Here is a 16,644-nt window from a genome sequence, read left to right as displayed (position 1 = left end):
GATACTAAAACACATCAACACCCTCGGGTATTAACGCCATTTTATTGCTTCTCTGTTTCATTGTTTATTTGCTTCACCGATTAATTGCTTAACTGGTTAAGAAAGAACAAACACTTACTTTTCAAGAATTAAAGCAGCCCAAGCCAAGCTCTCATAGAAGGGCAACATCCCAAGAATTTAGGACTGAAATTATGATCATATCCGCATCGACTGATTACCGCGCCGCAGCAAAAGCGAAATTACCACCGTTTCTTTTCCACTATATTGACGGCGGTTCTTACGGTGAACATACCCTACGCCGCAACACGGCCGATCTTGCAGAGATCGCGCTCAAACAGCGTGTCCTCAATGACATGTCGGACCTAAATTTAGAAACCGAGTTGTTTGGTGAAAAGCTCGCGATGCCGATTGCCTTAGCACCCGTTGGTCTAACAGGCATGTACGCACGACGTGGCGAAGTACAAGCTGCAAAAGCCGCAGACAATAAAGGCATCCCTTTTACGATGTCGACCGTATCTGTATGCCCGATTGAAGAAGTCGCACCTAAGATTGAGCGCCCAATGTGGTTCCAACTTTACGTGCTAAAAGATCGCGGCTTCATGAAGAACGTATTGGAACGTGCCAAAGCGGCAGGCGTGACAACACTGGTCTTCACGGTGGATATGCCTGTACCTGGCGCTCGCTACCGTGACATGCACTCAGGAATGAGCGGCCCAAATGCAGCAATTCGTCGTGTATTCCAATCGATGCGTCATCCTAGTTGGGCGGTTGATGTTGGTCTGTTGGGTAAACCACACGATCTTGGCAATATCTCTACTTACCGAGGTTCTCCAACCAAACTGGAAGACTACATCGGTTGGTTGGGTGACAACTTCGACCCGTCGATTTCATGGAAAGACCTAGAGTGGATCCGTGATTTCTGGGACGGCCCGATGGTCATCAAAGGCATTCTTGATGAAGAAGATGCAAAAGACGCCGTAAGATTTGGTGCAGACGGTATCGTAGTTTCAAACCACGGCGGTCGTCAGCTTGATGGCGTTCTATCAAGTGCTAAAGCACTGCCTGCAATTGCAGACGCAGTAAAAGGCGACACTAAGATTCTGGTCGACTCTGGTATTCGTACTGGCTTAGATGTAGTTCGCATGATGGCGATGGGCGCAGACTGTACCTTGCTTGGTCGCTCTTTCGTCTACGCGTTAGCAGCGCAAGGACAAGCAGGTGTTGAGAACCTACTCGACCTTTACGACAAAGAGATGCGCGTTGCGATGACTCTAACTGGCGCCAAGACAATCAAAGACTTAACTCGTGATTCTTTGGTGGGGCTAGATTAATCCGCCACGACTCCGGTTCGGATTCAGATTCAGATTCAGACTAATGCTTTGGTCTACTTAGACTGAAGTTCAATCGGTGTCACAGCAATTACACTGCCGTTGTGACACCGTTTAAGCACTGGAAAATAAAATAAAAAGCTAGGGCGTGTTGATCTTTCGAGCTGATTTTTGCAGCGAGTTGCTGGGTATTTATACAAGGCAGAGGCGTCGATGTGTAGCTAGCCTACATGAGAAGCCGATAACGTAGTAGAAATGGCCAGCAAACGCTGCCCGAAGGGTTCAGCTAAAAGCGTTTTACTCTTTGTTGAGGGGGATTTGCTTAGAGTGACTAGGCTACTTCCCCCTCGCCGCGATTAAAACGCTTTTATCTCGAACAAAATTTAACCACGAAAGGTCAACACGCCCTGAACAGTGCCAAATAAGAAGCACAAGGAAGCAAAGATGGAGACAACCACATCCCATGAGCGAGTACTAGACGCACAAGCTTATCAGCAGCTTGAAGCGATACTGGCTCAAAAAATAGAAACAGAACGCATTGTCACTCAAGAGGCAAAGCGATTGGCCTACGGCACCGATGCGAGTTTTTATCGCTTGGTGCCGAAAATGGTTCTAAGGCTTAAAAACTTAGACGAAGTCATATTCACCATTCAAAGCTGTCGCGAACTGGGCATTCATTTTACCTTTCGCGCCGCGGGCACCAGCCTTTCAGGGCAAGCCGTTTCAGACTCGGTACTCATCACACTGACCGATGACTGGCGTGGCCACGAAATCGTAGATAACGGTAATCAGATCATCCTTCAACCGGGTGTGATTGGCGCCGATGCCAACAAATACCTTGCCCCTTTCCAACGTAAAATCGGCCCAGATCCAGCCTCTATCAATACCTGTAAAATCGGTGGTATTGCCGCGAACAACGCCAGTGGCATGTGTTGTGGTACTGCGCAAAACTCTTATCGCACCGTCGAGAGCATGAAAATAGTATTGAGTGATGGCTCCCTGCTTGATACTGCTGATAACGCAAGTATTGAGGCATTCAAGCAATCACACAAAGAATTGTTTGAAGGCATTGTTGAGTTACATCAACAGACAGCTTCAAACCAAGAACTTGCAGACAGAATCCGCCACAAGTACCGCCTCAAAAACACCACTGGCTACGCTCTGAATGCCTTGGTCGATTACCACGATCCAATTGAGATCATCAAACACCTGATGATAGGTTCTGAAGGCACGCTAGGCTTCATCGCTGAGATTACCTACAACACGGTTATCGAACATCCGAACAAAGCCTCGGCTCTGTTGGTGTTTTCCGACATAGAACAAGCCAGTAAAGCCGTTACTACACTATCAAAAACGCCGGTTGCTGCGGTTGAATTGATGGATGGCAGAGCGCTGCGCTCAGTGGCTGATAAACCGGGCATGCCCGCCTTTATGCCTAGCTTGGATTTAGAAGCCGCGGCTATTTTGGTTGAATCACACGCCAGCTCCCAGCAGGACTTAGATTTACAATGTAAATCAATTTTGGACGCATTGACTGAGTACACGATTGTTGAATCGGTGCCTTTCACTTCCGATCCAAAGACAGTCGCAACTCTGTGGGGCATCCGAAAAGGCATGTTCCCTGCCGTTGGAGCCGTTCGTGAAGTTGGCACAACCGTTATCATCGAAGACGTGGCTTTCCCTGTCGAAAACCTCGCTAACGGTATTCGAGAGCTACAAGAGCTGTTCGACAAATACGACTACAGCGAAGCGATCATTTTTGGTCACGCCCTCGAAGGCAACCTGCACTTTGTATTTACTCAAGGCTTCGACAGTCAAACAGAAATCGATCGCTACGGCGGTTTCATGGACGATGTTGCCGAGCTGGTTGCGGTGAAATACCAAGGTTCTCTAAAAGCAGAGCATGGTACTGGTCGTAACATGGCGCCTTATGTGGAATTGGAATGGGGCAAAGACGGCTATGCCTTGATGCAACAGATCAAAGCGCTGTTTGACCCAGAAAGACTGCTCAACCCCGGCGTTATCATCAACGACAATCCAAATTCACACATCACGAATTTGAAGCCAATGCCTGCTGCTGACGACCTTGTCGACCGCTGTATTGAATGTGGCTTCTGTGAGCCTGTTTGTCCGTCTCGTACCTTAACTCTATCGCCACGCCAACGTATCGTGCTGTACCGCGAGTTACAACGCCGCCGTGCTGCAGGTGAAGAGATAGAAGCAAGTGAGCTAGAGAAAACCTTCGAATACCAAGGCATTGATACCTGCGCGGCGACAGGCCTGTGTGCCGAGCGTTGCCCAGTCGGAATCAACACCGGTGATTTGATCAAGAAGCTTCGTATTGCCAAGTACGAGAAATTTACGCCAATCGCTAAGTGGACAGCGGATCATTTCTCGACCACCACTAAACTTACCAAAGCCGGCCTCAAAACCAACCAAGTGGCGAGTAAAGTATTAGGCGCAAACACAGTCGGCAAGCTAACCAACGGCCTGCGCTCAATAACTAAAGGTGCGACACCTGTTTGGATGCCTGAGATGCCGCAATCCAATAGTCACTCGCTAGTCTCATCACCGGTGACGGCAGAATCCTCAAGCAATCATAAGAAGGTGGTTTACCTCCCTTCCTGTGCAAGTCGCACCATGGGACAACAAAGCGATGCGTGCGACCAACGTCCTCTAACTGAAGTGACCATGTCTTTGCTTAACAAAGCCGGATTTGAGGTTATTCTTCCGAAGAAGCTAGACGACCAATGTTGTGGCATGCCTTACGACAGCAAAGGGATGACCGATTTAGCCCAATCTAAAGCGCAACAACTCGAAGAAGTGTTGTGGCAAGCCAGTCGTCAGGGTGAATACCCAGTATTAATGGATACCAGCCCATGTGCTAAACGCAGTATTGAACAGTTCACCAAACCGTTAGAGGTATTAGAGCCGACAGGGTTTGTGAATCAATACCTGCTTGAGCACCTGACACTTGAGCCGCTGCAAGAAACCGTGATGCTGCATGTGACTTGTAGCTCTCGTCGAATGGGTTTGGAAGGCGCGATGTTGAGCCTTGCTAAAGCCTGTACCGAAGAAGTCATCGTTCCTGAGCATATTCAATGTTGTGGTTGGGCGGGTGATAAAGGTTTTACCACTCCAGAGCTGAATGAAGCGGCGGTACACCCACTCAAAGAACAAGTGCCGAGCAACTGCACTCGCGGCTTTAGCAACAGCCGAACCTGTGAGATCGGTTTATCACATCACAGTGGCATTCCGTATCAATCAATCTTGTACTTGGTGGACGAAGTCGCGCAATAGCTTCGCGCTTACTCCGAGTGATGCGCTCCAGCTTAAAGCGAAAATGGCAGCCTAATCAGGCTGCCATTTCTTTATTCGATTTAAAACGTATTACCGAGCTAGATATTGCTGAGCTAACGGCTACTGAGCTAGGCGCATCAACTCTTCTGGTGAGTAGTGTTCTGCTTCTGCGCCTTTGGCGATTAAGTCGATCACTTGGAACTCGCTCATGTCACCAAACTCTTTGGTTAAGTAATCACGAAACGCTTTCTCATTCGGCCATTTGCCTCGTACGATATAGCCCTCTTCTTTGTCAAAATCTTCTGTTTCAAAGAATGAAAAATCGGTCATACCAATATTGTGGCAATACAAAACGAGATACATAATTTTTCCTCAAAATGGGGTTACTAATAAAAACTCACAGGGAGATAGAAATCAAGCTCAAACACTTCATCACTGTTGAGAAAATGGTTCCGATGATAATGCACATACGCGGGAGTCGAGCGCTGTTTGAAACCAGAAGCCGGTAACCACTTTTCTAACACCATACTGATCTGTGGTAGCAGTTCACCATAACGGCCATTCAGTCGAAATACCGCGTGTAAACCACCCGGAATCACCATCTGGTTCACGACACTGCGATACTTAATCGGCTCATCAATCGCGATACACGCCACATAGCGACACTGATCCATTTCAACCCAAGCAGGGTTTGAGTGATGCAAACCAAACTGGCTCGAAAAGTCGCGCTGTTCTGAGTTCGCCCACGCTTTCAATATCAGCCACGCGTTGCGAATGGAACGGTTATAACCCGTATGTCGAACATAAGCCGCCATGCGCTCCGGTGTTTCAACGATCTTAGGTTCGGGTAACACTCGCTGCGCTACGTTCAAATAACCCGCCGCTACTTCGGGATCTTTCAAATAGGGTTTTTCTGCTATCTGTAAGTCGTGTTTACGCCATTCTCCCGGTGACATGTTAAAGGTCGCTTTGAATGCTCGGCTAAATGAAGACACCGAACTAAAGCCACATTTACTAGCAATCTCTACCACTGACGACGTGGTATCGAACATCAATTGATTGGCTGCATACTCCATTCGAGTGCGTCGAATGTACTGATGTAGCGACTCCCCAACCACGCTTTTAAAGGTGCGATGAAAATGTTGCTCTGAATAAGCCGCAATCTCGGAGAGCGCTTTTGCCGACAGAGGTTGGCTGATGTCTTGATGAATATGGAACAAAACATCATTGATTCGGGATAAGTGTTGTCGTGACATCGTTTAAATAGCATAAATGGACATGTTTAAGAGCATAAACGGACACGCTAGTTTTTACAATTGCCGTGTAATATCAAGCGATAGAATAAAAACGATAAAAGACGAGACACAACACATGGAAATCGCACAGTCATTACAACAGATTCAATCTTCATACATTCGAGAGATCCTAGCAGCCGCAAGCGATCCAAATGTCATCTCATTGGCAGGTGGTTTACCGGACGAGAAAACATTCCCTATCGATTTAATGAAGCCAACGCTAGAAAACCTAGCGAACATGCCTGAAGTTTTCCAATACGGTTCTACTGCCGGTTACGACCCGTTGCTTGACCACCTTACGCAAAGCTACCAATTGCCAGAGACTCACACGGCAATGATTTGTACCGGTTCTCAGCAAGGTCTCGACTTAATTGCACGAGCATATGTTGATCCGAATGATGTGGTTGTGATGGAAGCGCCAAGCTACTTGGGTGCGATGCAGGTGTTTGGCCTAGTTCAAGCAAACATTGTGACTGTGTCTCAAACAGAATTTGGCCCGAACCTAGACGAACTAGAGACGTGCTTTGCACAGCAATCACCGAAAATGTTCTATGCCGTGCCTGATTTCCACAACCCAACAGGTGTGTGCTGGGCAACAGAAACTCGTCAAAAAGTCGCTGAACTGTGCATCAAATACAACGTGGCATTCATTGAAGATGCACCATACCGTGAGCTACGTTTCACTGGTACGGAACTGCCATTGGTTTCTTCATTCTGCCCTGATAACTCTATCGTTCTTCGTTCATTCTCTAAGATTGCATCGCCAGGTCTACGTATTGGCGCGGTAACAGGCAAACGCAGCTACCTTGAGCCACTGATCAAAGTGAAGCAAGGCGCAGACTTGCACTCAAGTGTACCCATGCAAGCGCTGCTTGTTGGCCTTCTAAAACATGAAGACTTTGGCGTGCATATGGAAAACATTCGCACGCTATACAAGTCTCGTTATGAGGTTCTGTTTTCAGAGCTAGAAAAACAACTGCCTGCAGATTGCGTGTTAAAAGCCGTAGATGGCGGGATGTTCATTTGGGTAGAAATCCCAGAGTGCGACACCTTTGAACTGGCTAAAACTCTATTATCGAATGGTGTGGCGGTTGTACCAAGCCCAGTATTTTATCCAAAGGCCGATGAAGCAAAAGCCGCACTGCGCCTAAACTTCACTAACGCCAACCCAGAAGAATTGACGGAAGCTGTGAAACGCTTAGCGGAAGTACTGAACCAAGCGTAATCGCTGATTAAGTAAACGGACTAGATACCAGGCCCTGCTGTATTTTTACAGCAGGGCCTTTTGGGTTTGGGAATACGCGTCGTAATTCGAACCTGATAAAACAGTTTCATTGCATTTCTTAGTCCATAAACCATACAAATTGAAATGATAAATAGCCCTACTTTTGGTTGGTTTTTGTCCTTCCTTGGCTTGGTTATACTGCGGCGGATTTTAATAAGCCAATATGGGCAAACCTGAGTAAATCAAACTCAGTCTGTATCATAAAAGGCAACGCTCTGGATTTACGTTCCAGCTCGCAGAAAGGAAAAACCATGTCTCAATATGTTGTATGTGCTCTGTATAAATTCGTAGCACTTGATGATTACCAAGAAATTCGCCAGCCACTCACTGACGTGTTAGAAGCCAACCAAATCCGCGGTACTTTGCTACTTGCAAGCGAAGGCATCAACGGTACTGTTGCAGGTAAGCGCGAATCTATCGACGCTCTTCTTCAATGGTTCAAACAAGATTCTCGTTTGGCTGATGTTGTTTACAAAGAGTCGTTCAACGAAGAACAACCATTCAACCGCACCAAGGTTAAGCTTAAGAAAGAGATCGTAACCATGGGCGTTGAGGGTATCGACCCACGCCACGTTGTCGGCACTTACGTGAAACCAAACGAGTGGAACGCTCTGATTTCTGATCCTGATGTAATTCTGGTTGATACCCGTAACGACTACGAAGTGGACATCGGCACCTTCAAAAATGCTGTAAACCCAAACACAGAAACCTTCCGTGAATTCCCTCAGTACGTTGAAGACAACCTTGATCCTAAGAAGCACAAGAAAGTCGCGATGTTCTGTACCGGCGGTATTCGTTGCGAAAAATCAACAGCCTACATGAAAGAACAAGGCTTTGATGAGGTTTACCACCTTGAAGGCGGCATTCTTAAGTACCTAGAAGAAGTACCAGAAGAAGAGAGCATGTGGGAAGGCGACTGCTACGTATTTGATGGTCGTGTTGCAGTAAACCACCAGCTAGAGAAGAGCGGCTACGACGTGTGTAACGCTTGTCGTCTGCCAATCACAGACGAAGACAAAGCGTCTGAGCACTTTGAGAAAGGCGTAAGCTGCCCTAAGTGTGTTGATAAGCACAGCGACGAGCAGAAAGCGCGTTTCCGCGAACGTGAAAAGCAAGTTCAATTGTCGAATGCTCGTGGCGAAACCCACGTAGGCGGCGATGCTGCTCACCTTATCGATCAACGTAAGAAAGAAAAGCTAGCACACAAAGAGCAGCAACGTTCTGGTAAGAAAGCGAAATAAGCTTTCTGCTTTCAACACGTATAGTTCTAAACATGTAACGATAAATAGTTAGCTATATACATACAAAAGGGCGCAAGTTCGAAGATGATTCCTCGAGTTTGCGCCCTTTTTTGATCGCTTTACGGCTTTGTGTTTTGAACCACATTTCTTTCGATAAATTGCTTCTATACTGTCAGGGCGTGTTGACCTTCCGCGGTTGGATTTTGTTCGAGATAAAAGCGTTTTAATCGCGGCGAGGGAGAAGTAGCCTAGTCATTCTAAGCAAATCTCCCTTAACAAAGAGTAAAACGCTTTTAGCCGAACCCTTCGGGCAGCGTTTGCTGGTTATTTCTACTACGTTATCGGCCTCTCATGTAGGCTAGCTACACATCAAAGCCTCTGCCTTGTAGAAATACCCAGCAATTCGCCGCAAAAACAAGCTCGAAAGATCAACACGCCCTAAAAATCCGACTAGAGAGGAAGTGCCAATGCTCAATGAAAACCATGCCTTTATCTTAGATTTCCCAGATCTTAAATTAGACATTGTTCAGCTCAACCACGACGACGAAAAATTCAAAGCAGACATGCAGAAATACCACCAACTCGACTACGACATCCGTCAGCTAGAAATCTCTGGCAGCCCTATCGATGACGACAGCATGCACAACCTCAAAGTAGAACGCATGGAGCTAAAAGACTCGCTACACAAACAGCTCACGCGCCATCACGCGCTTAAGATCGTATAGAAAAATCAATCCAATACTTTATTCTAAGCCATGCACTACGCATGGCTTTTGGGTTTCATAACAGCGCAAATCTAAGCTAATTCGGCTTCTTCAATTATGTTACTGTTTGCTTATTCGAAAGCGTTTGATAAGGAAGTGAGCAGAGTGACAATAGAAGAAGAGAACATACAATTCCAGCTCGTTTCAAATCTCGAATTCGAAGAACTGTTTGCGTGTGTTAAGCAAGGGCTTTTCATACACGTTGATAGCGTTTTCGGATGGGATGACGACTTCCAACGTCAACGACTTTTAAACGAGTACAATCCCTCTTGGTTTCATTGGGTATACCTAGGAAAACAAAGGGTTGGACTTGTGTGTTTTAAGCCTTATGACAACGCATACCATGTTCACCTTCTGATCATTTCCCATCAATACCAAGATCAGTCTATTGGTAAAAAAGTCATGTCACGCATCCACGAAAAAGCCCATCAAGAGCAACGAAACCAAGTCACTCTGTCGAGCTTTAGAAGTAACACCCGCGCCATCAGTTTTTATCAGGCGCTTGACTACCAAATTGTTGATGATAGTGATACTAATTTCGTGGGGATGACTCTCTATTTAAACTAGAAGCGACTTCGCTAATTAAACGCTCTCGCCACTCGCCCTTTGCTGCTCAATTCGTAATGGCCAATATAAGCTGGGATAAATACCGATTGCCCTTTGGTGAGTGTTAAGTGCTCGCCTTTCTGACTCATTAGCACTAGGTCATCATCTATTGCCATTAAAATTTCAGCGCCACTTGTGATAACTTCTTCTTGATGAGGACGATGAAAGATATTGAAATTGAAGTCACTGACCGGGATATCATAACAATCACATTTACCCAGTTTTGATGGCTCTAACAACAAGCCTTCGAACGGAATTGGCGTGAATTTTGTGCAGGCGACTAACTCAGCGACATCAATGTGTTTTGGCGTTAAACCTGCTCGTAGCACGTTGTCTGAATTTGCCATAATCTCAAGCCCGGTACCTTTAATGTAAGAGTGCGGAGTGTTCGCATTCAAATACATCGCTTCACCTGGCTTTAGTGTGATCAAGTTAAGCAGCAGAACACAAAACAGACCGATATCGTTCGGGTACTGATGGCTAAGTTCAATGATCAATGCAAATTCTGTTTGATCTTGGTGAGCCTCTGCGTAAGTCAGAAGTTGCTCTAGTGCTTGATGTTTACATTGGTCATTAAGCGTTAATAGATCACGGAAAAACGCTTCTAAACCTAGAGAGTTAAGGTGGGTCCCAAACTCTTCAATCAAGCCAGCGAGCACGCTAGAGTCTAATCTTCTGAACAAACCTAATATTTCGTTAAATTCTCGAAAGCCATTCATCGCTTGGTATTCAGTGATCGCGTAAACCAATTCAGGTTTATGGTTAGAGTCTTTGTAATTACGATGCCCTGCAGTCAGAGGGATTCCTGCTTGCTCCTCTCTCGCAAAGCCTAACTCGGCTTGGTGCTTGTTTGGGTGGACCTGGACCGATAGCGCTTTTTCCGCTGCCAAGATCTTAAACAAGAACGGCAGTTCACCGAACTCCTGCGCAATATCAGTAGATAAATAAGCGGGTTTATTCTTGTTAATCAGCTCAGAGAGAGGCACCAAATGTTGGTCAAGCTTAACCATTGAGCAACCTTTTGGATGCGCTCCCATCCAAACTTCCGCTTGCGGCTCTTGTGACTCATTCTTAAAGCCAAACAGTTCACGTATCGAAGAAATACTCCCCCATGCATAATTTTGGATGGTGTTTTCCATTGGGAAAAATGAGTATTCTGAGAAGTGGCTGAGTGACATGGCGTTTTCCGTAGTGAGCCCTTTGAACACAATTCAGAGAGCTAATTTCTAATAACGTAAATAATTAGAAAGACTACAGAGAGCAGCTAGAACCCACATGAGATGAGGTCTTAGACGCAATAGGAAAAATTCTTAGAAACAGGTGAGAACCATGAAAAGCGTGAAAAGAGTCACATTTGAATGCTACGTATAAAAAACGCTGAAGATAGGGTAGCTGCATAATAACCAGAGGACCATTAGCAGCTATCTTATTTACGAAGAAATCCCTTAAAAGCCAGAGCGAACCTCTGCACTTTTCTGAGGCGATTGGGCTTGTAGGAAAGGCAGTAGCAGCAAGCCAATAACGGCCGCACAAGTCGAGATGGTAATGAAGAACCCACTCCAACCATAAGTTTCTAGAACGAGCGCTAATGGGTAGCCAGAAAGTGCTGCACCCATATAGGCAAATAAGCCAACAAAGCCTGTCGCAGCTCCTGCGGAGTCTTTATGTGAGCATTCCGCGGCAGCCATACCTATTAGCATTTGAGGGCCAAACACAAAAAAGCCTACACAAAACAGCCCAGCCGCTTGAAACACAAAGTTGGTTAGAGGCATAAGCCATAAAGCGGATACCGAGAGGAAGATACCAATCGCGAACAGGAGATTCATGGGACCACGGTTACCACCAAACAGCCTATCCGATCCCCATCCAGCAACAAGTGAACCAACGAAACCGCCAATCTCAAACAGAGACAACGCAGCGTTGGCGTTTATCAAACTATAATCGTGCTCTTCGGTGAGATATAAATTGCCCCAGTCGTTAACTGCCGTTCTTACGATGTAAACCAACACATAGCTAAAGGCGAGCAGCCAAATGTACTTATTGCTGAACACATAGGCTTTCAGGATCTCTCGATAGCTTAACCCTTGCCCATGGCTCTCTTGCGCCAATTCTAGATGGTCATTGCGCCACTTCCCTACCGTCGGAAGCCCCATGGTCGTGGGCTTATCACGTAAGCGCAAACAGACGATAAGACCAATAAAAACACCAATCACACCCGGCCATATAAACCCAGATCGCCAACTGTATTGGAGAGTTAGATAGCCGACGAGAATAGGAATCAATGCCCCACCAACGTTGTGTGCTGTATTCCATATAGCCCAGCGAAAGCCTCTTTCGGAGCGAGAATACCAGGTCGTCAATAACTTGGAACACGATGGCCAGCCCCAGCCTTGGAACCATGCATTAAGCACCCAAAGCGATATAAAAGCCGCCAACGAACTAGAAAAACCAAACGCGATATTGATCAAGCCTGTCGCGATTAGGCCGAGCCCCATGAAGTAACGCGGGTTCGACCGATCCGATATGGTGCCTGAAATAAACTTAGATAAGCCGTAAGAAAGATAAAAGAGCGTGCCAATCAAGCCGATATCGCCTTTGTCTAAGCCAAGATCGGTGATCATGGCTGGCGCGGCATAATTAAAGGTTTTACGAGTGAAGTAAAAACCTGCATAGCCGACATACATTCCTATCATGATGTGAAGACGCCAATAACGATAACGCTGATTGACCTCATCATCGCTTAGAGTATGACTTTTTGACGTTGTTGAGCGCAGAAATCCAAACATATTCGTTCTCACACTTTAGGTAATGTAACGCTGATATTAGTACCCGAAGAAGAGTCATTAGCGTTGATTGCCATCTTGCCACCGAGCGCCTGAACACGCTCTTGCATACCACGAACACCCATTCCTTTGAGAAGATCCTGCGCTGTAAAACCAACACCATTGTCTGTAATTCGAAGATAAGCTTGATCATCTAGAATCAGTTCTATTCTAATTTCACTTGCTTCAGCATATTTGTGGGCATTGTTTAAAGACTCTTGGCACAGTCGGAAGAGAGTAACCTTGAGCGTGTCACTCAAACATGAGTAGTCACCGTGCCAATTTAGCTGGATATCAACGCCGTGATCTGAAAACTCCATTTCCCGTATGAGCTGTTCAACGGAGTCCTTCAGGTCAAGGTCGTCCAACATTTTTGGTCTTAGCTTTGTTAGCAAACGCTTGGTGGTGTCATAAACATTCAACGACAATGATTCAATCGTACCAGCACAGCGAACGCTCATTTCAGCCGCATCGACACGTTTGATAATGCTCGCTTGAGTCCGAATTGCCGTGATGTTCTGGCCTATCTCATCATGTAACTCACGAGCAATATCACGACGAACCGATTCTTCAGCCGTGATTAGCTGACGGGAAAGGTTTTGATTCCTAGAGAGCTCACTGCGTAATTTCGAGTTGAGATCTTTTTGTTTTTGAACAGCTAAACCAAGCAAAATACCTGTGATGGTCTGAGCGGAAAGAGACAAGAGTAAATCAGTAATTTCGAGTTTGGACGTGCCACTGTGGGCTGCAATCAACGCGACGCTATTTAGCAGGGTAGCGAGCAAGGCGCCTTGCCATCCATAACGAACGGCGAGCAAGATAATAGGGATAGCCATACAGAACGGGGCGAAGCGCCTTAGCTCATCTGGCAAACTGGTTTGTATCAAAATACTGACGACCAACAAGAGGCTGTATAAAGCGATGTGACGGATTTTGAACTCAATGACATTGTTGATTAAGTAAGAGCTCAGTGGCGCCCACTTGTTTTGGAATAGGTAATTCCATACCAGATAACACATCGGCACTAACATCAAACCACCTGTGGTGCTCACCAACCACACCATGTAAACAGCCGGAACATGAGAACTGACCGCGGCAACATTGATGAGTGCTGTGACCATGATTAAGCTCGCCATCACCAACAAGTGACGATTCAGGTCACCAGAATAATAACGTTTGGCAATTAGAGTGGCTGGAATACTTAGTCCACTGGCGATTAGTATCGTCAGCCATTGAGGTTCATCAAGTAGGAGAGCTAGGGCAATCGCGAGCCCCCACTCTGCAATATAGATAGCAGGCCAATAGTGAGTGCGAGTGTGCAGCGTCATTCCTAACCGGAGTGAGAATGGGAAAAGCAGAATGGCTAACTCAGGGTCATTAATGAAATAGAAGGCAATAACCCATAAACAGAACCATGCACAGCCAGCCATAAAAACCCCGCATAAGGAGGTGGCTAGATAAGAACGCATTAGTACTGGTCTTGAGCGAACAATTTAGCTAACTCAACGTTGTTCTTAACATTGAGTTTGTCCATGGCATTGGCACGGTGCACATGTACCGTTTTATGGCTAACCCCTAACTCGACAGCAATAGATTTCACGTCGAGCCCTGTCGCCAATAACTGGCACACTTCGCTTTCCCTGCGGGTGAGCTGATTTAACGAGGCTTTATTCTTCATTGGTGTCGCAAGTTTTATGGCGATATCTGGCGTAAGGTAGCAGCCGCCATTTGCGCTCGTGTGTACGGCCTGAATTAACTCATCAGGGCTACAGCGTTTACTGAGATAACCTTTAGCTCCTAACTCTAATGACTTTTCAACCATCGCCGGAGAGTCATGTACGCTCAACATAATACTAGCAATGCCAGATGGAATCTCTTCCAATAAGCTCAGGCCACTTTCATCTTGCATTGAAATATCCAAGATAACGACATCAGGGTGACAACTTGGCAGTCCGAGGCGCGCTTCTGCCGCAGAGTTAAACTCCCCCACGACCGTTATATCAGTTTCAAGACTGAGTAATTGAGCGAAGCCAGATCGAACAATGACGTGGTCATCAACAAGCGCAACATTAATCATGATATTAACCAAAATTAAGAGTGAGAAAGAAAAATAGCCCCAACAGGAGCTATCTAAAATTAAGTTTATTGGTAGAGATGATACTGAATCGAACTAACGATTGGTATGATCTCACGTGCTTTAAACCAATAAATCACGTGAAACTATCTACCCGAAACTCTCTTTGCGACAACAAATGCGCGAGAACAAGTACTCAGACAAGCTACGCGTTTTGAGCCGCTAGGTGCATCTTCTTCGCGTGACGAATCTTCTTCTCTTCCGCAATAGCAACGAACAGCAGTAAAACAATACAAATGGCAGCAGAAGTATCGAGTGCTGCAAATGTCCCTTTCCAACCTGTTAAGCCGAAAATAGGCGTTCCGTCTGCAATCATGCCTAGGCCAAGTTTGGCAAAACTGTCACCAATTAGGTAAGCAAATGTGCCTTTCACGCCATCAGCCACACTGATTGCTTTCTTAGGAACAAAGCCTACCGCAGCAACACCAATCAACAGCTGAGGACCGAATACTAGGAAGCCAAGTACGAATAGTGATGCTAGGTACATGAACTCGCTCGTTGCATGCTGATAAAACTCTAGAGATACAATAATCAGTCCAAGCGATACACAAGCAACTAAAGCACGACGTCCGTTAGCAAGGTCTGATAAATAACCCCACATTAATGTACCGACCAGAGCGCCAACTTCAAACAGAGTAAAGCCTGAAATAGCCGTTTCTTTTGATAGACCTAACTCTTGATACGCATAAACGGTAGACCATTGATCGATACCGATACGAACAATGTACAAAAAGATATTCGCGAAGCAGAGTAACCAGATCACTTTGTTTTTAAGGATATATTCAACAAAGATCTCTTTCTTAGTCATTTGATTTTCTTCAGCAATAGTATCTTCTTCGCTGATTTCTTCGTCAAACAACTCTTCAACTGTACCTAAACCGTATGCTTCTGGAGAGTCGTTACCAAAACGCATCCCAATAAAACCAACCACAATCGCGATGATCGATGGGAACACGAACATACCAATTACGTTGCCATCAAAAAAGTAGTTAGCGCCAAACAGCGCTACACCAGCAGCACCTGCACCACCTACGTTGTGTGACATGTTCCAAAGACCTAAATACGACCCACGCTTATTACGAGGCGTCCATTTAGTAATAGTCGAATAACTTGAAGGACCACCGGTACTTTGAAAGAAACCACTCAATGCGTAGAAGGCAACCATCATGAATAAGCTAGCGCTGCCGCCACCCAAGCTGAAGCTAAAGCCCAACATGGCAAGACCAGATAGGATAAGCATGAATGGCAGGAACTGCTTGGTGTTTTTGCCATCCGCGTAGTAGGAAACAACCGTTTTACCAATACCATAAGTAATTGAAAAGCCAAGACCAATAAGACCTAGATCGGTCATTGATAATCCATAAGTAGAAATCATGTCGTTTTGCGCGACATTGAAGTTCTTACGGATTAAATACATGGTCAAATAGCCAATGAATACGACTAGGTACGATTGTAGGAATGGTTTAAACCACATTTTTCTTCTAGTTTCGACCGGAAGATCCAGCGTCGGTTTTCTAACCTGATCTAGGAACTTTAACATTGTGAACTCTCTTATTATTGATGAGGTCTGCACGGAACATTACTGACCATGCACTCTTTGCAATTCGATGATGAAATAATAAGGAGTCTAAAAAGCGACCGCATGAGAGAGGGTCTTAGAATAACTAGGAAAAATTCTTAGTTCAGAATTGGGAGTCAAGAAAGCGTGAACAGCATCACTTTATTTAAAATGTGTTATGTCGTGAAGAGGTATTGGAAAGGAGTCGTTAGTTAAGGTATTTAATAGGTGCCCCAAGCAAACTAAACATCGATTGTATTGAGCAGTTGATTGAAGTCTAAAGTGGCTAATAAAAGCCACATTAGATTCGC

General features: G+C 45.7%; 13 protein-coding genes. 6 read left to right on the top strand and 7 right to left on the bottom strand.

The window, feature by feature from the left end; genetic code table 11:
- The first annotated feature begins 191 nt into the window (after positions 1-191).
- A complete protein-coding gene (gene lldD / locus ACED60_RS02900; RefSeq protein WP_017083007.1) occupies positions 192-1,331 on the top strand; it encodes an FMN-dependent L-lactate dehydrogenase LldD in 1,140 nt (379 codons plus the stop codon).
- Positions 1,332-1,772: 441 nt separating this feature from the next.
- Positions 1,773-4,628: an FAD-binding and (Fe-S)-binding domain-containing protein gene (locus tag ACED60_RS02895; RefSeq protein ID WP_371726895.1), complete on the top strand. Its 2,856-nt coding sequence runs from the start codon at positions 1,773-1,775 to the stop codon at positions 4,626-4,628.
- A gap of 120 nt (positions 4,629-4,748) precedes the next feature.
- Here the strand turns inward: ACED60_RS02895 and ACED60_RS02890 are convergent, their stop codons facing one another.
- Together ACED60_RS02890 and ACED60_RS02885 are read right to left on the bottom strand one after the other, a co-directional pair.
- On the bottom strand, positions 4,749-4,991 hold the full coding sequence (locus ACED60_RS02890) for a hypothetical protein (protein ID WP_102299817.1): 243 nt from the start codon (positions 4,989-4,991) through the stop codon (positions 4,749-4,751).
- A 23-nt stretch (positions 4,992-5,014) separates the two neighbouring features.
- Complete coding sequence (locus ACED60_RS02885; protein WP_012601191.1) at positions 5,015-5,884, bottom strand: GyrI-like domain-containing protein; 870 nt, start codon at positions 5,882-5,884, stop codon at positions 5,015-5,017.
- A 115-nt stretch (positions 5,885-5,999) separates the two neighbouring features.
- Here ACED60_RS02885 and ACED60_RS02880 point away from each other — a divergent pair, with 115 nt between their 5' ends.
- The 4 genes from ACED60_RS02880 (at position 6,000) to ACED60_RS02865 (ending at position 9,780) form a co-directional block, all read left to right on the top strand.
- On the top strand, positions 6,000-7,148 hold the full coding sequence (locus ACED60_RS02880; RefSeq protein ID WP_371726894.1) for a PLP-dependent aminotransferase family protein: 1,149 nt from the start codon (positions 6,000-6,002) through the stop codon (positions 7,146-7,148).
- 311 nt (positions 7,149-7,459) lie between these two features.
- Entirely contained in the window at positions 7,460-8,449 is a 990-nt protein-coding gene (locus ACED60_RS02875) for a rhodanese-related sulfurtransferase (RefSeq protein ID WP_050651247.1), read from the top strand.
- Between the two features lie 467 nt (positions 8,450-8,916).
- Entirely contained in the window at positions 8,917-9,174 is a 258-nt protein-coding gene (locus tag ACED60_RS02870; protein ID WP_009846137.1) for a YdcH family protein, read from the top strand.
- 96 nt (positions 9,175-9,270) lie between these two features.
- Entirely contained in the window at positions 9,271-9,780 is a 510-nt protein-coding gene (locus ACED60_RS02865; RefSeq protein ID WP_083994609.1) for an N-acetyltransferase, read from the top strand.
- A gap of 11 nt (positions 9,781-9,791) precedes the next feature.
- Here ACED60_RS02865 and manA read toward each other — a convergent pair whose 3' ends face one another.
- The 5 genes from manA to uhpT form a co-directional block, all read right to left on the bottom strand.
- Positions 9,792-10,997, bottom strand: coding sequence for a mannose-6-phosphate isomerase, class I (gene manA, locus ACED60_RS02860; protein ID WP_371726893.1), 1,206 nt, complete (start codon positions 10,995-10,997; stop codon positions 9,792-9,794).
- Between the two features lie 267 nt (positions 10,998-11,264).
- Positions 11,265-12,605: an MFS transporter gene (locus ACED60_RS02855; protein WP_371726892.1), complete on the bottom strand. Its 1,341-nt coding sequence runs from the start codon at positions 12,603-12,605 to the stop codon at positions 11,265-11,267.
- An 8-nt stretch (positions 12,606-12,613) separates the two neighbouring features.
- Positions 12,614-14,110 (bottom strand): signal transduction histidine-protein kinase/phosphatase UhpB, encoded by a 1,497-nt coding sequence (uhpB, locus tag ACED60_RS02850; protein WP_032499231.1) that lies wholly within the window; start codon positions 14,108-14,110, stop codon positions 12,614-12,616.
- The gene (gene uhpA / locus ACED60_RS02845) at positions 14,110-14,718 is read right to left on the bottom strand and encodes a transcriptional regulator UhpA (RefSeq protein ID WP_009846132.1); all 609 of its coding nucleotides are present in this window, start codon (positions 14,716-14,718) and stop codon (positions 14,110-14,112) included. Before uhpA ends, uhpB begins: the two co-directional genes overlap by 1 nt.
- A 202-nt stretch (positions 14,719-14,920) precedes the next feature.
- Positions 14,921-16,315, bottom strand: a complete 1,395-nt coding sequence (uhpT, locus tag ACED60_RS02840; protein ID WP_009846131.1) for a hexose-6-phosphate:phosphate antiporter — start codon at positions 16,313-16,315, stop codon at positions 14,921-14,923.
- Between the last annotated feature and the right edge of the window lie 329 nt (positions 16,316-16,644).

The organism is Vibrio sp. 1F279 (genome assembly GCF_041439815.1).
GTDB classification, from domain to species: domain Bacteria; phylum Pseudomonadota; class Gammaproteobacteria; order Enterobacterales; family Vibrionaceae; genus Vibrio; species Vibrio tasmaniensis_A.
The sequence above is the reverse complement of the archived record's forward strand: the minus strand, read 5'-3'. Positions and strand labels throughout refer to the sequence as shown.

Excerpts from the sequence above, each read along its gene's own strand:
- manA (WP_371726893.1), bottom strand. The coding sequence starts at position 10,997 with ATGTCACTCAGCCACTTCTCAGAATACTCATTTTTCCCAATGGAAAAC.
- ACED60_RS02865 (WP_083994609.1), top strand. The coding sequence starts at position 9,271 with ATGTTACTGTTTGCTTATTCGAAAGCGTTTGATAAGGAAGTGAGCAGA.
- ACED60_RS02870 (WP_009846137.1), top strand. The coding sequence starts at position 8,917 with ATGCTCAATGAAAACCATGCCTTTATCTTAGATTTCCCAGATCTTAAA.
- ACED60_RS02880 (WP_371726894.1), top strand. The coding sequence starts at position 6,000 with ATGGAAATCGCACAGTCATTACAACAGATTCAATCTTCATACATTCGA.
- ACED60_RS02885 (WP_012601191.1), bottom strand. The coding sequence starts at position 5,884 with ATGTCACGACAACACTTATCCCGAATCAATGATGTTTTGTTCCATATT.
- ACED60_RS02895 (WP_371726895.1), top strand. The coding sequence starts at position 1,773 with ATGGAGACAACCACATCCCATGAGCGAGTACTAGACGCACAAGCTTAT.
- ACED60_RS02855 (WP_371726892.1), bottom strand. The coding sequence starts at position 12,605 with ATGTTTGGATTTCTGCGCTCAACAACGTCAAAAAGTCATACTCTAAGC.
- uhpA (WP_009846132.1), bottom strand. The coding sequence starts at position 14,718 with ATGATTAATGTTGCGCTTGTTGATGACCACGTCATTGTTCGATCTGGC.
- uhpT (WP_009846131.1), bottom strand. The coding sequence starts at position 16,315 with ATGTTAAAGTTCCTAGATCAGGTTAGAAAACCGACGCTGGATCTTCCG.
- uhpB (WP_032499231.1), bottom strand. The coding sequence starts at position 14,110 with ATGCGTTCTTATCTAGCCACCTCCTTATGCGGGGTTTTTATGGCTGGC.
- lldD (WP_017083007.1), top strand. The coding sequence starts at position 192 with ATGATCATATCCGCATCGACTGATTACCGCGCCGCAGCAAAAGCGAAA.
- ACED60_RS02875 (WP_050651247.1), top strand. The coding sequence starts at position 7,460 with ATGTCTCAATATGTTGTATGTGCTCTGTATAAATTCGTAGCACTTGAT.
- ACED60_RS02890 (WP_102299817.1), bottom strand. The coding sequence starts at position 4,991 with ATGTATCTCGTTTTGTATTGCCACAATATTGGTATGACCGATTTTTCA.